The sequence below is a fragment of the Planococcus chinensis genome, from assembly GCF_042681545.1.
In the GTDB taxonomy this organism is placed as follows: domain Bacteria; phylum Bacillota; class Bacilli; order Bacillales_A; family Planococcaceae; genus Planococcus; species Planococcus chinensis.
This window is the reverse complement of the sequence record NZ_JBHUFW010000002.1, coordinates 290,505-306,818: the sequence shown is the minus strand read 5'-3', so window position 1 is coordinate 306,818 and position 16,314 is coordinate 290,505. Positions and strand designations below refer to the sequence as shown.

Sequence of the window (16,314 nt, the reverse complement as noted above, 5' to 3'; positions counted from 1 at the left end):
AACTTATCTTCTTTCGAAAGAGCATTTCACTGCGCGGAAAAGCGTTATTCGCGCCGAACCAGCGAAACCGGCGGATAGAGCAGCAGATTTTTCAGAAACCAAGCAGTTTCCGGAAATAGCTCGAATAGGACTGGCTGACCGGGATGCGTTCGCCGTTGTCCATGGCGAGGACAAATGTTGAATGGGTATCCGGATGGATTTCTTCTATATGATGGACATTGACGATATACGAGCGGTGGCAGCGGATAAAGGAATCGCGCGGCAGCAAGAATTCGAATTCCTGCAGCGAGTTTTTATTCGTTCCCCAAAAGCCGTCGGCGTGCACATAGGTTTTGCGATCTTTCGCTTCCAGGTATTTCACGTCGCCGAACGGGATCGGCTTCCAGCCGTCGGCGCTTTTCACGGTCACGACCGATTTGCCTTCGGTGAATGCCGGGTAGATCGCCATGACTACGCCCTGAACGATGCCGTCCTGCTCAAAGGGGACTGCCATGCCGTGGTATGGCACCCCGAAAACTTCCTTGTCGATAAACTCCGAAGCTTTCTGCTTCGTTTCGAGCGCCTTGAACGCGATCGTTCCCGGCTTTACCGGATCCCCGATTTGGATTTTCAGGTCGATCCGCTTGCTTGGCCGGTAATAGACATACCTTTCCGTATCCGATACCGCAATTGAAATTTCGTCCGAGAACAATTCGCCGATGACGTCCAGCAGCGAATCGAGTGTCAGCTTTTCCATAATGTGCCCCCTGTTTTTTCTATCATATGTAAATGAACGAATGAGTGTCGTTATCTATCGCTTCGCACGCAGACCCGCCGGCGGTGATTATTTCATTAATATAGAAAATCGTACTTTTAAAACGATTAAGCCAACTTACATTCTACAAATTTTACTGCAGCTCTGCACCTGTTTCCTCCAAATAAAAACAGCCGCCCTCAGTGGGCAGCTGTCCGGTATTCAACTTGCGGTTTACAGCATCGTGCCGGTCTGTGCGAGTTTCGCATGCCACGAGAAGGCTTTCTCCAGCATATGCGGCGTCTGGCCGCCGCGCGCCAAGGCTTCTGCGTAATACGCACGCATCTTTTCCTTATACATCGGATGCACGCATTGCTCGATGATCAGCGTCGCGCGCTCCCGCGGGGCCAGCCCGCGCAGGTCCGCATAGCCTTGTTCCGTCACGACGATGTCGACGTCGTGCTCCGTATGGTCGACATGCGTCACAAACGGCACGACGCTCGAGATGCGCCCGCCTTTGGCAATCGACTTGGTGACGAAGATGGAGAGCCGTGCATTGCGTGCGAAATCCCCGGATCCGCCGATGCCGTTCATCATTTTTGTTCCTGACACATGGGTCGAGTTAACGTTGCCGTAGATATCGAATTCGAGCGCCGTGTTGATCGAAATCAGCCCCAAGCGACGGATGATTTCCGGATGGTTGGAAATCTCCTGCGGCCGCAGGATGAGCTTGTCGCGATAGCGGCCGAAATTGCCGAATACCTGCTTCATCTTCCCTTCCGAAAGCGTGATGGACGAAGCCGAGGCAAACCGCACTTTCCCGGCATCGATCAGCTCGAACACCGCGTCCTGCAGCACTTCGGAATATACCTCGAGGCCGTCGAATTCGGAATCGAGCATCCCGTGGAGCACCGAATTCGCTACCGTCCCGATGCCCGACTGCAGCGGCGCCAGTTTATTGGTCAAGCGGCCCGCCCGCACTTCGGAGCGCAGGAATTCCAGGAGATGGTCCGCGATCCGGTCCGTCTCTTCATCCGCCGGGTCGATCGTCGACGGCGAATCGGCCTGGTGCGTGAACACGATGCCGCGCACCTTCTCCAGATCCACCGGCATGCCCGGAACACCGATGCGGTCATCGACATGGGTCAGCGGAATCGGCACACGCTCGCCCTGCTTGCCCGTGTCGTAGATGTCGTGGATCCCTTCGAACAATTCCGGCTGGGCGGTATTGATTTCCACAATGACGTGTTTTGCATACTGCACAAAAAGAGCTGAGTTTCCGACCGACGTCGTCGGGATGATGAGGCCGTCTTCCGTGATGCCGAGCGCTTCTACGATGGCAAAATCGATCGGAGAGATGACGTCTGCTTTGATCCATTCCGCAGTCTGCGACAAATGGTCGTCGACAAACAGCATTTTGCCTTCATTGATCTTTTTCCGCATAGCGGGATCGGCCTGGAATGGCAGCCGCTTGCCCACAATTCCTGCTTCGGCAAACAATTTATCGATATCCGAGCCCAGCGAGGCCCCGGTGAATACGTTCACTTTAAAGCTTTCCGTCTCTGCCCGCTTCACAAGCGCGAGCGGCACCGCTTTTGCGTCCCCGGCACGTGTAAATCCGCTGAGGCCAAGTGTCATTCCGTCCTGGATCCACGAAGCTGCGGTTTCCGCTTCGATGACCCGGTCCTGCAATTGAATGGCTTTGATGCGTTCCATGGTTTTTTCCATCACTTTCACCTTTCATAGCCTGAATGTCTTCCTTGTATGCTTCCATTATACCTTACCTCCGCCGGCCCCGAATAAACCCCTGCTCTCCATTCCGCCTATACGGAAAGAACCATTCACACCGTTGTAACAAATAGCAGGGAAAATGCGCCGTATGCAGGCGGCTCAATTGACTCCCTTTGCAAGGGTTTACATTCCTTTACTGGCAGGTATCAAGGAAAGCTGCGCGCCGAAGTTTTTAGACTATTCCTATTATAAAATAATAAATAACAACAAAATTGTACTATTTATATCGGATTTACACCTTGACTTTGCCTTTTATCCATCATAATATAGGAAAGTTGTTAATTTCAGAAGAAATAATAATATAATTTTTAGCATGTCATAGTTTGTCTTCCGCTTCTTTTGTTTCTGCCTTGTTCCGCCTTTCTCCCGTCGCTTTGCTCCTGCCAACAAAACCCACGATATAGAAATAGAAATGAGGATTTACCTGTGTCTCCCCAACAAAGAAAGAAAATCACCTTGCTTATGGTGAATATGTTTATTGCCATCGCGAGCTTCGGGATCATCGTCCCGATCATGCCCGCTTACCTTGTGTCCATCAACCAGGGCGGTACAGCCGCCGGATTGATGATCGCCATCTTTGCAGGCGCCCAACTCCTGTTCTCCCCTCTCGGCGGAAAATGGGCGGACCTCTATGGCCGCCGCAATATGATCATCCTCGGACTCAGCCTGCTCGCTGTGTCGATGGGGATGTTCTATGCAACCGACTCCATCTGGGTGCTGTATACTTCCCGCATTATCGGCGGCATCGGCGACGCATTCCTGGTGCCGGCAATCTTCGCTTACATCGCGGACATCACGACGCCTTCACAGCGGGCGAAAGGGACCGGCATGGTGACCGCGTCGATGTCGCTCGGCTTGGTCATCGGACCCGGCATCGGCGGATTTCTCGCAGAGTTCGACTTGAAGCTGCCGTTTCTGGTTTCCGCCATTGTCACGCTCGCCGCCGTGTTGTTCTCGGTTCTCCTGTTGAAAGAAAGCGATGAAACCCGCGCGGCCAATAAAGCCGGCGTCACATTCGACGACGACGAATCGATGCTTGAAGGGATCGGCCGCTCGGCGAGAATGCCGTATTTCGTGCCGCTCATCATTACGTTCGTCATGAGCTTCGGCCTTGTGGCGTACGAATCGGTCATCGGCCTTTATTTGACGGAGCAATACGCGTCCACGTCGAAAGACATCGCCTTGATGATCACCGCAACCGGCACGATCAGCGTTATCGTCCAACTGTTCGTGGTCGACCGCCTCGTGCGCCGCTTCGGCGAAGTGCCGGTCATCATCGCGTTCCTCGGCCTTGCCACCGCCGGCTTCCTGCTGTCGTTCATTGCCGGCAGCTATGTAATGTTCTTCGGCGTCACCACCGTCATCTTCATGGCGATGGCCATTCTCCGGCCTGTGTTGAACATCTTGATTTCCAAGATGGCCAAAGGGGAAGTCGGGTTCGCGATGGGCATGAACACCGCCTATATGAGCCTCGGCAATGTGCTCGGACCGTTGTCCGCCGGCCTGCTGTACGATTTCAACATCAATTATCCGTTCATGCTCGGCCTCGGCCTCCTGCTTGTGACACTGACGATTGCCACCGCTTGGCGCTCGTCGCACGCAGCGAAAGCCGCCGCCCGCATGCGCACAGAACTCCCAGAAGCTGAACCGCTCGTATGACGGTTCAGCTTTTGCTGTTAAGTTTGACAAGATGTGGAAGCTCCTCTAATATGGAAAAGTTGAGCAAATAAATCATTCGTATCACGAAAAGAAAAGAGGCACTTCATGACTGCAGACCAACGCAAGAAAATATATATCCTGATGATCAATATGTTCATCGCCATCGGCAGCTTCGGCATCGTCATCCCGATTTTGCCCGCATACCTGGAATCGATCGGCGAAGGCGGCATGGCGGCCGGCTTGATGATTGCCATTTTCGCAGCCGCGCAATTCCTGTTCTCGCCGATTTCCGGCAGATGGGCGGACCAATACGGCCGCCGCAAAATGATCATCTACGGCCTCCTCGGCCTCACCATTTCGATGTTCGTCTTTTACTTGTCGGACGGCATATGGGTGCTGTACTTGTCACGCGTCATCGGCGGTATCGGCGCGGCTATGCTCATTCCGGCGATTTTCGCCTATATCGCCGACATCACGACATTCGACCAGCGCGCTAAAGGCACGAGCCTGGTGTCCGCGGCCATGTCCCTCGGCATCGTCGTTGGGCCCGGCATCGGCGGATTTCTCGCCGACTACAGCCTGAAGCTGCCGTTCCTCGTATCTGCGCTCGTCTCGCTTGCAGCGGTCCTGTTTTCCGTCGCTCTCCTGAAAGAGCAGGACGCCGTCGAAGCGGATCCGGCCACCGCCATGGACATGACGCAGCAGGAAGCGATGCTCGCCAAAATCGCCCGCTCGGTCAAAATGCCGTATTTCATTCCTTTGGTCATTACGCTCGTCATGAGCTTCGGCCTGCTTGCCTATGAATCGGTCATCGGCCTTTACCTCGACAACCAGTTCAACTCGACCGCGAAAGACATCGCGTTCATGATCACCGCGACCGGCGTCGTCAGCGTCATCGTCCAGCTGTTCGTAGTCGACCGCATCGTCCGCCGGTTCGGTGAAGTGGTGATCCTGCTCGCGTTCATCGGCGTTGCTGCATTCGGCTTCCTGCTGTCGCTGTTTGCGGGCAGCTACGCGATGTTCTTCAGCGTATCGCTCATCATCTTCCTGGCGACTTCGATCCTCCGGCCGGTGCTGAATACCTTGATCTCCAAGATGGCCGAAGGCGAAGTCGGCTTCGCGATGGGTATGAACAATGCCTATATGAGTGTCGGCAATATCCTGGGGCCGCTGCTCGCCGGTGCGCTCTACGACATCAACATCGTTTTCCCGTTCATCCTGGGGCTGATCATGCTGATCATCACCTGGACCATCACAATCGTCTGGCACCGATCCCGGACCGCCAAAACAGCTGCACTCCAATAAAACATAGAACCGGAGCCCTTTCAGTGAAAAGGGCTCCGGTTTTTTCGTGCAAAATCTTGTATAGGTTTTTATTTTTTCGCAAATCCAAGGGAAAAACAACTTTCTGCCGATTCTCCCTTTCGGAGGGGCATCTTTTTACAGCAAGCCTCCGATTTTTATCATGAAACTGAAAACCGCTTCCCCCATTTCCCGGGAGGATGCGCTTTTTAAAGCCTCCCAGCTTTACGGGAACCAAAAGCTAGTTGTATAATTATTATACAAAATCTAAAGGAATGTGGGTAATGCTATGTACAACATCAAAGCAGCTGCCAAAATCTTAGATATGCCAAAAGTGACGATCCGTTCCTGGGAGACCCGCTACAATGCCATCACCCCTGCCCGCACCGAAACCGGGCACCGGCTGTACTCGGACCAGAACCTCGAGGACCTCAAATGGTTGAAGATACAGGTGCAGGAGAACGGCGTCAAAATCAGCGAAGCGGTAAAGCAATTGCATGCGTCAAAGCGGATGCCGGCTGAGAAAAAGGAATTGCCGGAGCACTTCGGCAATGAGGCTTATGAAAAGCAGATCCAGGAGCTCTTTTTGGCGGCGGCGGAAATGGATACAGAGCGTTTCAATTATTTGCTCGATATGAACTTTTCCATGTTCCATTACCGTACGGTGTTCTTTTCCATCATCGTCCCGCTGATGGTGCAGATTGGCAAAGAGTGGGAAAACGGCACGCTGACCGTGGCGCATGAACACATGATCAGCCATATCGTCGAGCAGCGCTTCACGCAGTTTTTCCGCGTGTTTCCGACTTCCCCGGATCTGCCGAAGGTCATGGCGCTGTGCCCGAGCGGCGAACAGCATTACCTCGGCCTTATGCTTTTCACGCTGTTCCTGCGCGAGAACGCATTCCCCGTCATGTTCATCGGTGCGGACACGCCGATCGACGGCCTGCCGGAAGCTGCACTCCAGCAGGATGTCCAGATTGTCTGCATGGCCATCTCGGACCCGGAGCTCCGGCCACTTGCGGAAAAGTACATCGACCAGCTTACGGAGGCAAATCCCCACATGCGCTTCCTTGTCGGCGGCCAAGGCGTGACCGAAGCGCTGGATGCCGGCAGTACCCTGTTCCTCGGCCCAATGTACGAATCCTGGCAGGAACGCCTCAACGACTTCAAAGAAAAACTCCCGTTAAGCAGGGCTTAACGGGAGTTTTTGCGTCTTTATCAGAAAAGCGCAGGCGCTTCGCCAGTCCCTCCAAGACTGAAGCGTCTCGAGGAACTAGGCGCCGGAGTCTAGACAGAAAAGCGAAACCCGGGACTCTCTACTCGTTCTCTGCTTAAAGCAGGTCCAGGTCCTGGTAATCTTTCTGGTACGGGCCATTATCAGTGACTTCGGAATGGTACAACGCTTTGAGCGCAAAGCTCTTCTCGAGGTCCATGTCCTTCATCAAGGTTTTCAAACGCTTTTTAAGTTCCGGATGATCGCTGACCAGCTGTTCCATTTTCGATTTCGTATATTTCATAGGAAATGCAACTCCTTTCCGGTCTCTTTGGTTTTATTATAGCATCGTTCCATCAAAAAACGCATTTGCACAGGCAAATGCGTTTTCGGGTTAGTTGAAAGAGATAAAAATTCCTTATTATCAATAATAATAAACCAAGTTGATAACATGAACTTTTCAATTATAAAGAGCTGATCTAGCGCCGGCGCGTCTATGGGCTGGGCGAAGCTATGAGACGAGTGTCCTTCTCGGCTCATGGAGTAAGCCATGCCCGAAGCGGTTTTAAAAACCTTAGATTCTTTTATTAATATATTTGCAAAGATTTCTCGCCACTTAAAAAAACGCATTTGCACAGGCAAATGCGTTTTCGGGTTTTACATATAATGCAGCACGAAGTTCATGAGGAACAGCCCCGAGATGATGTAGAGCGGAACCGATACTTCGCGCCATTTGCCGATGCCGATCTTGAGGATCGGATACAGGATAAAGCCGATGGCGATGCCGTCAGCAATGCTGTACGTAAACGGAATGAGCGCGATGATCAGGAGCGCCGGGAATGTCTCGCTCATGTCTTTCATGTCGATGTTGCGGATCGTCTGCAGCATCAGCCCGCCGATGATAATCAGGATCGGCGCAATCGCGCTGTCCGGGATCAGTTTGATGACGGGAATGAAAAATGCCGATGCCAGGAACAGGAAGCCAGCCGTGACTGCGGTCAGGCCGGTGCGGCCGCCTGCCGTCATGGCTGCGGCGCTTTCGACCGAAGCGACGGTCGGGCTCGTGCCAAACATCGCTGACGCCATGGCGCCCAGGGAAGTTGCCTGGAACGCGCGCCCGAATTTCTCCGGCTGCCCGATCAAGTTGACCTGTCCGTGGACAAGGCCGATGTTCTCGAACACCATGACCATCGTCAGCGAGAAGACTGCCACCCAGAACGTCATCGACAGGAAGCTGTCGAAGGACAGCGCGCCGAATCCGGCAAACGCCGCTTGCATATTCAGCGACGGCTCGTCCAGGACGCTCGTGTCGATCAAGCCGAAAAACGAAGCGATCAGCGTACCTGCCACAATCGTGATGAGGAAATTCCCCGGCACGTTGCGGACAAACAGGACGATCGCGACGATCAACGTCAGCGCTGTCGCCAGCACTTGCGGCTCTGCCAGCGAACCCAGCGCCAGAATCGACGCTTCGCCGCGGATGACAAGCCCGCCTTTTTCAAGGCCGAGCAGCATCAGGAAAAGCCCGAGTCCGACGGTGATCGCTTCTTTCAGCGAATGTGGCACAGCTGAGCTGATGACTTTCGCAAACCGCGTGAATGCCACGGCGACGAAAATCACGCCGGTGACAAAGACGACGGCGAGCGCTTCCTGCCACGACAAGCCCATCGACTGGACCAGCGTGTAGGAAAACAGCGCGTTGATGCCCATGCCCGGAACGAGCAGGATCGGCGCGTTGCCCCAGAATCCCATAACGAACGCCCCGAATACTGATGCCCCGATGGTTGCGACAATCGCCGCTTCAAGCGGCATGCCGCCTTCTGACAAGATCAGCGAGTTGACCGCGATGATGTAGACAACCGTAAAGAAGCCGATCAAGCCGGCGGTCATCTCGCGTTTCACAGTCGTGCCGTTTTTTTGAAGACCGAAAAACCGGTCCATCCAATGTTTCATTTTTACGACCTTCTATTAAATTAGCCCTCTCCCTACCCGCTTTTCCTATGGAAACCATAGGCAAGCCAAGTCAAAATTGTAATCCCAAAACACCGCCATGTCAAGGACTGGCGCTTGTCACACCTGCTGGTCCAAACTTTTCGGCGGTGGTATAATTCAATTAATTTCCCTGTAGGTGATGGATTGGAATTGTTGAATAAAACCGAAGCGCTCGAAGGGCTTTTATTGCGCCTGGCGGAAAGACATCCGCAGCGTGAGTTTCTGGATAAGCAGCTGTACCGGGCGTCGGGCGGCAAGCGCGGCGAAGGACGGCTGAAGGCGCGTTTCAAGGAATTCTGGATCGAGGAGGCGTTCACTGCATTGTGGGATATCAGCCTGACGCTCGGCGACTGGCCCGTCCAGATTGACGGCCTTTTGCTGACCGAACGCTGCGCGGTGGTCATCGAATCGAAGAACATCAGCGACGAAATCCATTTCGATGAAGCGACCGGCGAATTTTTCCGCATCGCTCCGGATGGCAATAAAACCACTCTGGAAGACCCGCGCGTCCAGCTCGCCAAGCATGTCCGCTTCCTGGAACGCTGGTTCCGGCTGCAGAAGATTCCGCTGCCGGTCACTGGACTCTCCGTCTTCACCGCGAAGCAATGCGAATTCGCTTCGAAGCCGCGCGGCGCACCCATCTGCAAAGCTTATCAAATGCCCGACTACTTGCTGAACATCTGGCAGTCGTATCCCCCAACGCTGCGAGCCCCAAACTCCCGAAAATCAGCAAGCTGCTTCTCAGCCATCAAACCCCTTTTAGACGGAACCCCCTTTGCCAACGCTACTCAATCGATGCCGCCGACCTCAAAACCGGCGTCTTGTGCCGCGAATGCCGCACACTTACCATGAAACGCATGAAGCGCGGCTGGAGCTGCAGCCGATGCGGCGCACGCGACCCGCTCGCACACGAGTTCGCGGTGCGTGAGTATTTCTCGCTCGTCGGCAGCGTCATGACGAACCAGGAATTCCGGCGGTTTTGCGGAGTGGAATCGGTTTTCGTCGCATCCCGCTTGCTAAGCCAGCTTGATTTGAAAACGAGCGGCGAACGAAAATCCAGAAAGTACGAGTTGAAGAACAATGATTAAGCTTCTGCTTAGGCAAGAAGCTTTTTCTTTGTCGAATTTTGTTGAACGCAAATAAAGTGCTTGCGAGCGCAAATAAATTTTTTTGAGCGCAAATAAAAAATCTTGAACGCAAATAAAATCTTCCGAACGCAAATAAATTCCGATAAGCGCAAATAAACCGCCACGCCTCCTATCCCTTTCGCATTTCGCCTGCGAAATGCCGGCATTTCCTCCCTTTTCTGGCACAGCTCCTTCTCTGCTTCACGCCCCCACTCTCCGAACCGCCTTCAAAAGTGTATTCCTCTGGAAAAAACCATCCAAAACCACCCCCGCCCCCAAAACCCCGAACGCCTAAAGCAACCGCTGCCGCGCTTGCTCCTAAAAGCAGGGCGCTTCCCGTAAGCGGAAAGCACCCGACCACCCCCTTCGCATCTGGGATCCGCTTGGAATTTCTCCATAAGAAAACCGCCCGCGGAATCCTCCGCAGGCGGTTGATGAAACGTATTCTTTCCTTACATAAACATCCCGGCAATTGCTGCACTCAGGAGTGAGGCAAGCATACCGGCCGCAACAGCACGGATGCCGAGGCGAGCGATGTCCGGGCGGCGGCTTGGCGCCATCGCACCAAGCCCGCCAAGGAGGATTGCAAGTGAGCTCAAGTTTGCGAAGCCGCAAAGCGCAAAGCTGACAACGAGAACCGTCTTAGGCGACAAGTCTTCGATTTGCGGGGCAAACGAAGTGTAAGCGACAAATTCATTGAGCACCAATTTTTGCCCGATGAAGCTGCCGGCCCGCACTGCTTCTTCCCACGGTACGCCGATGGCGAATGCAAGCGGCGCGAAGATGACGCCGAGAATGCTTTGTATGGTCAGGTCGTCATTGCCGAACCAGCCGCCGATGCCGCCGAGCATGCCGTTCAGAAGCGCGATCAAAGCGATGAACGCCAAGAGCATTGCGCCGACATTCAGCGCCAGCTGCAAGCCGTCAGATGCGCCGCGTGCGGCAGCGTCGACGACGTTGACCGATGTCTGGTCTTTTTCCATGACAAAGTCTTTCTCGATGACTTCTTCCGTTTCCGGAATCATGATTTTCGCCAGGATCAAACCTGCCGGTGCTGCCATGAAGCTCGCAGCGAGCAGGTATTCCAGCGGCACACCGAGAAGTGCGTAACCCGCAAGCGTCGAACCGGCTACTGAGGCCAGTCCTCCTGTCATGACCGCAAACAGCTCAGAGCGGGTCATGCCTGCGATGAACGGGCGGATGACCAGCGGCGCTTCCGTCTGGCCGACGAAGATGTTCGCCGCAGCTGAAATCGATTCCGCTTTGCTTGTTCCCAGAAGTTTGGACAGCGCCCCTCCGAGAATTTTGATGATAAACTGCATAACGCCTAAATAGTAAAGCACCGAAATCAAAGAAGAAAAGAAGATGATGATCGTCAACACTTGGAACGCGAAGACAAAGCCGAAGCCCTGTACGTCAGCCGCCGGGCCGAATACGAAGGAAATCCCTTCACCCGCATAGTTGATGACGTTCTGGACGAGGTTCGAGAGGCCCAAAAGCGCCTTTCTTCCCAGATCCCATTCCAGTACCATGAATGCGAACGTGATCTGGATGGCCAGACCGCCGAGAATCGTCCGCGGCTTGATGGCTTTTTTGCCGCTTGATAATAAGAAGGCGATTCCGAGAACCACGAATACGCCAAAGATGCCCCATAATAAATTCACAACTTCACCTCATTATTTTCTCCGGTTTGAAACGCTTTCATTCCATCCCGATATTTGCCGAAACTAGTCTTCCGTCGTCTGACATCTTACCAAAACCCTGCAAAGAAGTAAATGTACATCATGTGACAAATTCTTATCCAAAAAAGTTGCAATCTCAGGAACATTTCGACTACTGAAAACTCAGCCCTCCTCTTCCGGCTTTTTGAGGAAGAAGGCCAAGATGATTCCGATGCCGCTCAGTACGCCCGCGACCATGAACGAAATGTTGACGCCGCGCACCAAACCCTGCATGCCGTACTCGCTCGCATCCAGTGCGGTCCCTGTCATGATGGTCACAAGCAGCGCAGTCCCGATCGAGCCGGAAACCTGGCGCATCGTATTGCTCATCGCGGTCCCATGGGGAATGAGGTGTTCCGGCAATTGGTTGAGCCCCGCGGTCGTCACGGGCATCATGACCATCGCGACGCCAAGCATACGCACAGCGTGGCTGATGGCGAGATAAGCGAACGGCGTCTCGGTCGTCAGCACCGTGAACTGGAATGTGCTCGCCGTCACGAGGGACAGGCCGACCACCGCGAGCCATTTGCCGCCGACCGCATCAAAGATGCGCCCGGTGACCGGGTTCATCACGCCCATGACAATCGCCCCCGGCAGCAGCATCAAGCCCGACTCAAACGCGGTGAAGCCGTGCATATTCTGCATGTAGATCGGCAGGATCGTCGCGCTCCCCATCATGGAAATGAACACAATGACGCTGAGTGCAGTCGAAAGGGTGAAAATGCCGTAGCTGAACACTTTGAACTCAAGGAGCGGCTCTTTCAGCCGCAATTGGCGGCGGATGAACAGCACGAGCGCAATGGCGCCGATGGCGATCGACAGAAGGAACGGTGCGCTCCCCCAGCCGATCGATCCGGCACTGGAGAAGGCATAGAGGATCCCGCCGAACCCTGCAGTCGATAGGATGACCGAAAGGATATCGAGTGTCGGGAATGTCTGCTTCGTGACATTCCGCAAAAAGAAATAGGCCAGCAAAAGATCGATCAACGCAATCGGGATGACGATATAGAACAGCGCGCGCCACGGATACTGGCCTACGATCCAGCCCGATAGCGTCGGGCCGAGCGCCGGCGCGAATGAAATGACCAGCCCGTAGATGCCCATTGCCTGCCCCCGCTTCTCAACCGGGAAGATGACAAACAGCACAGTCTGCGTCAACGGCATCATAATGCCCGCACCGGACGCCTGGATAATGCGACCGGCAAGCAGCACCGAAAATCCCGGCGCGAGCGCACAGATGATCGTGCCGGCTGCGAACAGGCCGATTGCCGCCATGAACAGCGTGCGTGTGGAAAACTTGCCGATCAGGAACGCCGTCACCGGGATCATCACGCCGTTGACCAGCATGAAAACCGTCGTCAGCCACTGGGCAGTGTTGGCGTTGATCCGGAGATCCTCCATGATATGCGGCAAGGCGGTGGCGAGGAGCGTCTGGTTAAGGATGGCGACAAACACGCCCGCCATCAGCACCCCAAGAAGCGGCCCTTTTCTTATACCCTCGCCTCGCGGGACTTCCTGGATATTCGCCAAAGACACCACCTCCCTTTCTGCCGGGTACCCGTTTCCTGCCGAAACCGCTTTCTATTACCCTACTTACCCGGGCAAAGTCCGATTATGCCGATTTTATTCGCATAGCTGAAAAAAACGCGCAGCCGGGAATGGCTGCGCGTCAGGAGGTCAAGCGGCTTTCTCTTTGCGGTGCGTGAAGCGGTAGTACACCAAATACAAAGCCGGAATCATCACCAGCGTGAACAGGCCAGAGAATGTCAGCCCGGCAATGATCGTGATCGCCAGCGCTTCAAACAGCGGATCCCCCGACAAGGCGACCGGAATCAATGCGACGATCGATGTGATCGACGTCAGTACGATCGGCTTGATGCGGGCATAGCCCGATTCGATGATCGCTTCCTGGATGTTGAAATTGCCGGACAAACGGCGCGTCTCGACAAAGTCGATCAGGACGACCGCGTTCCGGACGACGATCCCGGTCAGTGACACGATCCCCATCACCCCGAGGAAGCTGAGCGGCGTCTGCGTCAGGAACAGGCCGAGGATGGCGCCTGAAATGCCGAGGTACACCGCAATCAGCACAAGGAACGGCAAGCCGAACGATTTGAACTGGAATGCGATGACCAGGTACACCAGCAGGATGACGACAAGGAACAGGACGCCGATCTCGGCAAAGAACGCTTCCTGGTCCGAGTTCTCGCCGCCGGTCGAAATCTCGAAGCCTTCCGCCAGCTCCGCTTTTTCAGCGTCCGCGACGGCAAGCATGCTGTTCTCGAAATCTTCCGCTTCGCCGAACGCTTTCAGCGTGATGGCGCGTTCCGCCGATTGGTGCGGAATCTGCGCGACCACTTCGGCTTCTTCAGCCGTCAGCAATTCTTCGAGGCTGACAAAGGACGGCGGGCCTTCAGTGGACGCTTCCGGCACTTGGAACGCGGAAAGGTCGATCGGCTGGCCTTCCTCGATTCCGCTCTGCTTCAGCGTCACTCCTAAAGGCGTCGCGCCTTCATAGATGCTGTAGAGCGGGACGCCTTGCGTCAACAGCTGGAGCTGGTTGGTCACCGTGCTGAGCGCGATGCTGTTTTCCTGCAGCGCTGCCTCATTCGGCACGTATTCGATGGCCGGAACCGGATCGCCCAGGTTGTCGGTCACCACGTCAGCGCCTTCTGCAAGCATGTTTTCTTTCAGGCGGTCGCGGATCGCTTCCAGTTCAGAAAGTTCCGGCCCGGTGACCGTCACCGTCACCGGTGCGCCAACTGGCGGCCCCTGGACAATCGTATCTAGGAAAATCTCAGCTTCCGGGTAGCGCTCGCGCAGCTCCGGCTGCCATTTCTCGATAAAGTCCGCAGCAGTCGTCGCCTCGCGGTCGATGCGGATCGCCGCCTGCCCCGTATTGGCGCCGGTGTTGTCCATCGACGCTGCGAACAGGCTCGGCAAGCCTTCGCCGGTAAAGACGGCGATTTCATCGATGTTTCCATCTTCATTGCGCAGCTCTTCCGTTACGTCAGCCATGAACGCATCGGTTTCTTCGATGGTCGTCCCTTCCGCCAAGCGGATATCCATCGTCACTTCCCGGCGGTCAGCTGCCGGGAAAAACTCGAATGGCGTAAAGAAGGCAAGCGCAAGGAAGGCGGTCGCAACCACCAGCCCGCCGATGCCGACGAGGAGCGGGCGCTTCATGACGCCGCGCAGGACCCTATTGGAATAAAACCCTGCCAGCTTTTCAAGCGGCTTTCCAAGGAACCCCGGCGTATCGGAAATCGGTTTCCGCCGGCGCTTCGTTTTCAGGTATTGCATCATCGGCACAAGCGTAATCGACAGAACCGTCGAGGCGATGATTGTCGTGATCAAAATACTCGGCAGCGCCTTGATGAACGCCCCATTGCCGCCGGAAAGAAGCAGGAGCGGCGAGAACGTCACGACGATGGCGAGACTGGATGAAATGATTGATGAATACACTTCTTTGACGCCGTTGATGGCGCCGTCTTTCGGCGAATCGCCCAGCTTGTAGCGCCGCTGGATATTGTCGTTGACAACGATGCTGTCATCGACAAGGATCCCGATGGCGATGATCAAGCCGATGACGGAAATCTGGTTCAAGTCGACGCCCATGAACGGGATCGGGATGAGCCCGGCAAGCACTGTAACCAAGACGGTAAGCGCCACGGTCAATGCCCCGAACAGCGTCAGTCCGGCTGTGGTGACGACGAGCACGGCAAGCACGGCGATCAGCAGCGCTTCGTAAAGCCCCTCGAAGATCGTCGTAACATTTTCCGCCTGGGATTCGTAGCGTTCTGCTTCGACACCTGCCGGCAGCCCTTCCGTAAACTCTTCGATCAGTTCCGAAACACCTTTATCGACGCCCGGAACGTCCTGCCCGGTCTGCAGAAAGACCGTATAGGAAATCGCCCGTTCGCCTTCGAACGTCACGATGTCCGTGGTGGCTTCATCGACCCTTTCGATGGTGGCAATGTCTTCGAGCGGAACTGCAGCCGACCCGACTTGGAGCGCCTGCAGTTTTTCGATGCCTTCGCCCTGTTCGACTGTCAGCACTACTTGTTCGTTGCCGTTGTCATGTGTGCCAAGCGACAAGGGCTGATTCGCCCCTTGCAGCGACTGCAGCACTTCAAACGGCTGGAGCCGGTTTTCAGCGAGCGCATCGGAATCGAGCTCGATCAGCACCTGCTGGCTGTTCAAGCCTTTGACCGTCGTGCCCGCAACCCCGTTGACCGCTTCCACTTCTTCGGACAATGCGGCAAGCTCCTCACTCATGCCTGCCAGTTCCGCTTCATCTCCGTAGAACATATAAGAGACGAGCGGGAATGTCAGATCCAGCTTTTCGACGGTCGGCGCCTGCGCGCCTTCCGGGAACCCTCCCGATGCACGCTGCACTTGCTGCTGCATCTCCGTCACCAGGCTGTCCGGATCGAATCCGTCTTCCAGCTCAAGCGTGATGATGGATGCGGAATTGGCGGAAACGGACTGCATCGACGAAATGCCGTCCACTTTCTGCAATTCCCGCTCCAAAGGATTGGTCAGGGAAGTTTCGACTTCCTCCGGCCCGGCTCCTGGCAAAATCGCCGATACGAGCACAAGATTCGGCGGCGTCTCCGGAATTTCCCGCTGCGGCAGTGTCGTAAAGACGTACGCTCCAATCAGCATGAGAATAAAGAATAGGAAAAGGAATAGTTTGCTCCGTTCCAGTAAATAGTTCATATTGCGCCTCCCCACTTTTGTATAACTATTGTATAACTAATTTCCGGAAGACGC

Annotated in this window: 12 protein-coding genes; 5 read left to right on the top strand and 7 right to left on the bottom strand. The window is 54.9% G+C overall.

Annotation, left to right across the window (positions count from 1 at the left end; all coding sequences use genetic code 11):
* Window positions 1-91: 91 nt before the first annotated feature.
* Together ACFSDB_RS01420 and ACFSDB_RS01415 are read right to left on the bottom strand one after the other, a co-directional pair.
* Window positions 92-736 carry a LytTR family DNA-binding domain-containing protein gene (locus ACFSDB_RS01420; protein WP_204891426.1) on the bottom strand — a complete coding sequence of 215 codons (645 nt, stop codon included), beginning with the start codon at window positions 734-736 and terminating at the stop codon, window positions 92-94.
* A 231-nt stretch (window positions 737-967) separates the two neighbouring features.
* Entirely contained in the window at window positions 968-2,461 is a 1,494-nt protein-coding gene (locus tag ACFSDB_RS01415) for an acetyl-CoA hydrolase/transferase family protein (protein ID WP_204891427.1), read from the bottom strand.
* Window positions 2,462-2,950: 489 nt separating this feature from the next.
* On the opposite strand from ACFSDB_RS01415, the gene ACFSDB_RS01410 reads away from it, so the two are divergent.
* The 3 genes from ACFSDB_RS01410 to ACFSDB_RS01400 all read left to right on the top strand — a co-directional run bounded on the left by ACFSDB_RS01410 (window position 2,951) and on the right by ACFSDB_RS01400 (window position 6,683).
* Complete coding sequence (locus ACFSDB_RS01410) at window positions 2,951-4,183, top strand: MFS transporter (protein WP_204891428.1); 1,233 nt, start codon at window positions 2,951-2,953, stop codon at window positions 4,181-4,183.
* Window positions 4,184-4,288: 105 nt separating this feature from the next.
* Window positions 4,289-5,488, top strand: coding sequence for an MFS transporter (locus ACFSDB_RS01405; protein ID WP_204891429.1), 1,200 nt, complete (start codon window positions 4,289-4,291; stop codon window positions 5,486-5,488).
* A gap of 286 nt (window positions 5,489-5,774) precedes the next feature.
* Complete coding sequence (locus tag ACFSDB_RS01400; protein WP_204891430.1) at window positions 5,775-6,683, top strand: MerR family transcriptional regulator; 909 nt, start codon at window positions 5,775-5,777, stop codon at window positions 6,681-6,683.
* 133 nt (window positions 6,684-6,816) lie between these two features.
* Here the strand turns inward: ACFSDB_RS01400 and ACFSDB_RS01395 are convergent, their stop codons facing one another.
* Window positions 6,817-7,002 (bottom strand): hypothetical protein, encoded by a 186-nt coding sequence (locus ACFSDB_RS01395; protein WP_204891431.1) that lies wholly within the window; start codon window positions 7,000-7,002, stop codon window positions 6,817-6,819.
* A gap of 353 nt (window positions 7,003-7,355) precedes the next feature.
* On the bottom strand, window positions 7,356-8,651 hold the full coding sequence (locus ACFSDB_RS01390) for an NCS2 family permease (RefSeq protein ID WP_204891432.1): 1,296 nt from the start codon (window positions 8,649-8,651) through the stop codon (window positions 7,356-7,358).
* Window positions 8,652-8,834: 183 nt separating this feature from the next.
* On the opposite strand from ACFSDB_RS01390, the gene ACFSDB_RS01385 reads away from it, so the two are divergent.
* Both ACFSDB_RS01385 and ACFSDB_RS01380 read left to right on the top strand, forming a co-directional pair.
* Window positions 8,835-9,542 carry a nuclease-related domain-containing protein gene (locus ACFSDB_RS01385; RefSeq protein ID WP_377338873.1) on the top strand — a complete coding sequence of 236 codons (708 nt, stop codon included), beginning with the start codon at window positions 8,835-8,837 and terminating at the stop codon, window positions 9,540-9,542.
* The gene (locus ACFSDB_RS01380) at window positions 9,539-9,778 is read left to right on the top strand and encodes a hypothetical protein (protein WP_377338870.1); all 240 of its coding nucleotides are present in this window, start codon (window positions 9,539-9,541) and stop codon (window positions 9,776-9,778) included. The genes ACFSDB_RS01385 and ACFSDB_RS01380 overlap by 4 nt, the downstream gene beginning before the upstream one ends.
* Before the next feature lie 491 nt (window positions 9,779-10,269).
* On the opposite strand, the gene ACFSDB_RS01375 is transcribed toward ACFSDB_RS01380, so the two are convergent.
* From ACFSDB_RS01375 to ACFSDB_RS01365, 3 genes are all read right to left on the bottom strand, one after another.
* Entirely contained in the window at window positions 10,270-11,481 is a 1,212-nt protein-coding gene (locus ACFSDB_RS01375; RefSeq protein WP_204891433.1) for a NupC/NupG family nucleoside CNT transporter, read from the bottom strand.
* Window positions 11,482-11,661: 180 nt separating this feature from the next.
* Window positions 11,662-13,068: a DHA2 family efflux MFS transporter permease subunit gene (locus ACFSDB_RS01370; RefSeq protein ID WP_377338867.1), complete on the bottom strand. Its 1,407-nt coding sequence runs from the start codon at window positions 13,066-13,068 to the stop codon at window positions 11,662-11,664.
* 147 nt (window positions 13,069-13,215) lie between these two features.
* Window positions 13,216-16,260 carry an efflux RND transporter permease subunit gene (locus ACFSDB_RS01365; protein WP_204891434.1) on the bottom strand — a complete coding sequence of 1,015 codons (3,045 nt, stop codon included), beginning with the start codon at window positions 16,258-16,260 and terminating at the stop codon, window positions 13,216-13,218.
* Window positions 16,261-16,314 lie beyond the last annotated feature (54 nt).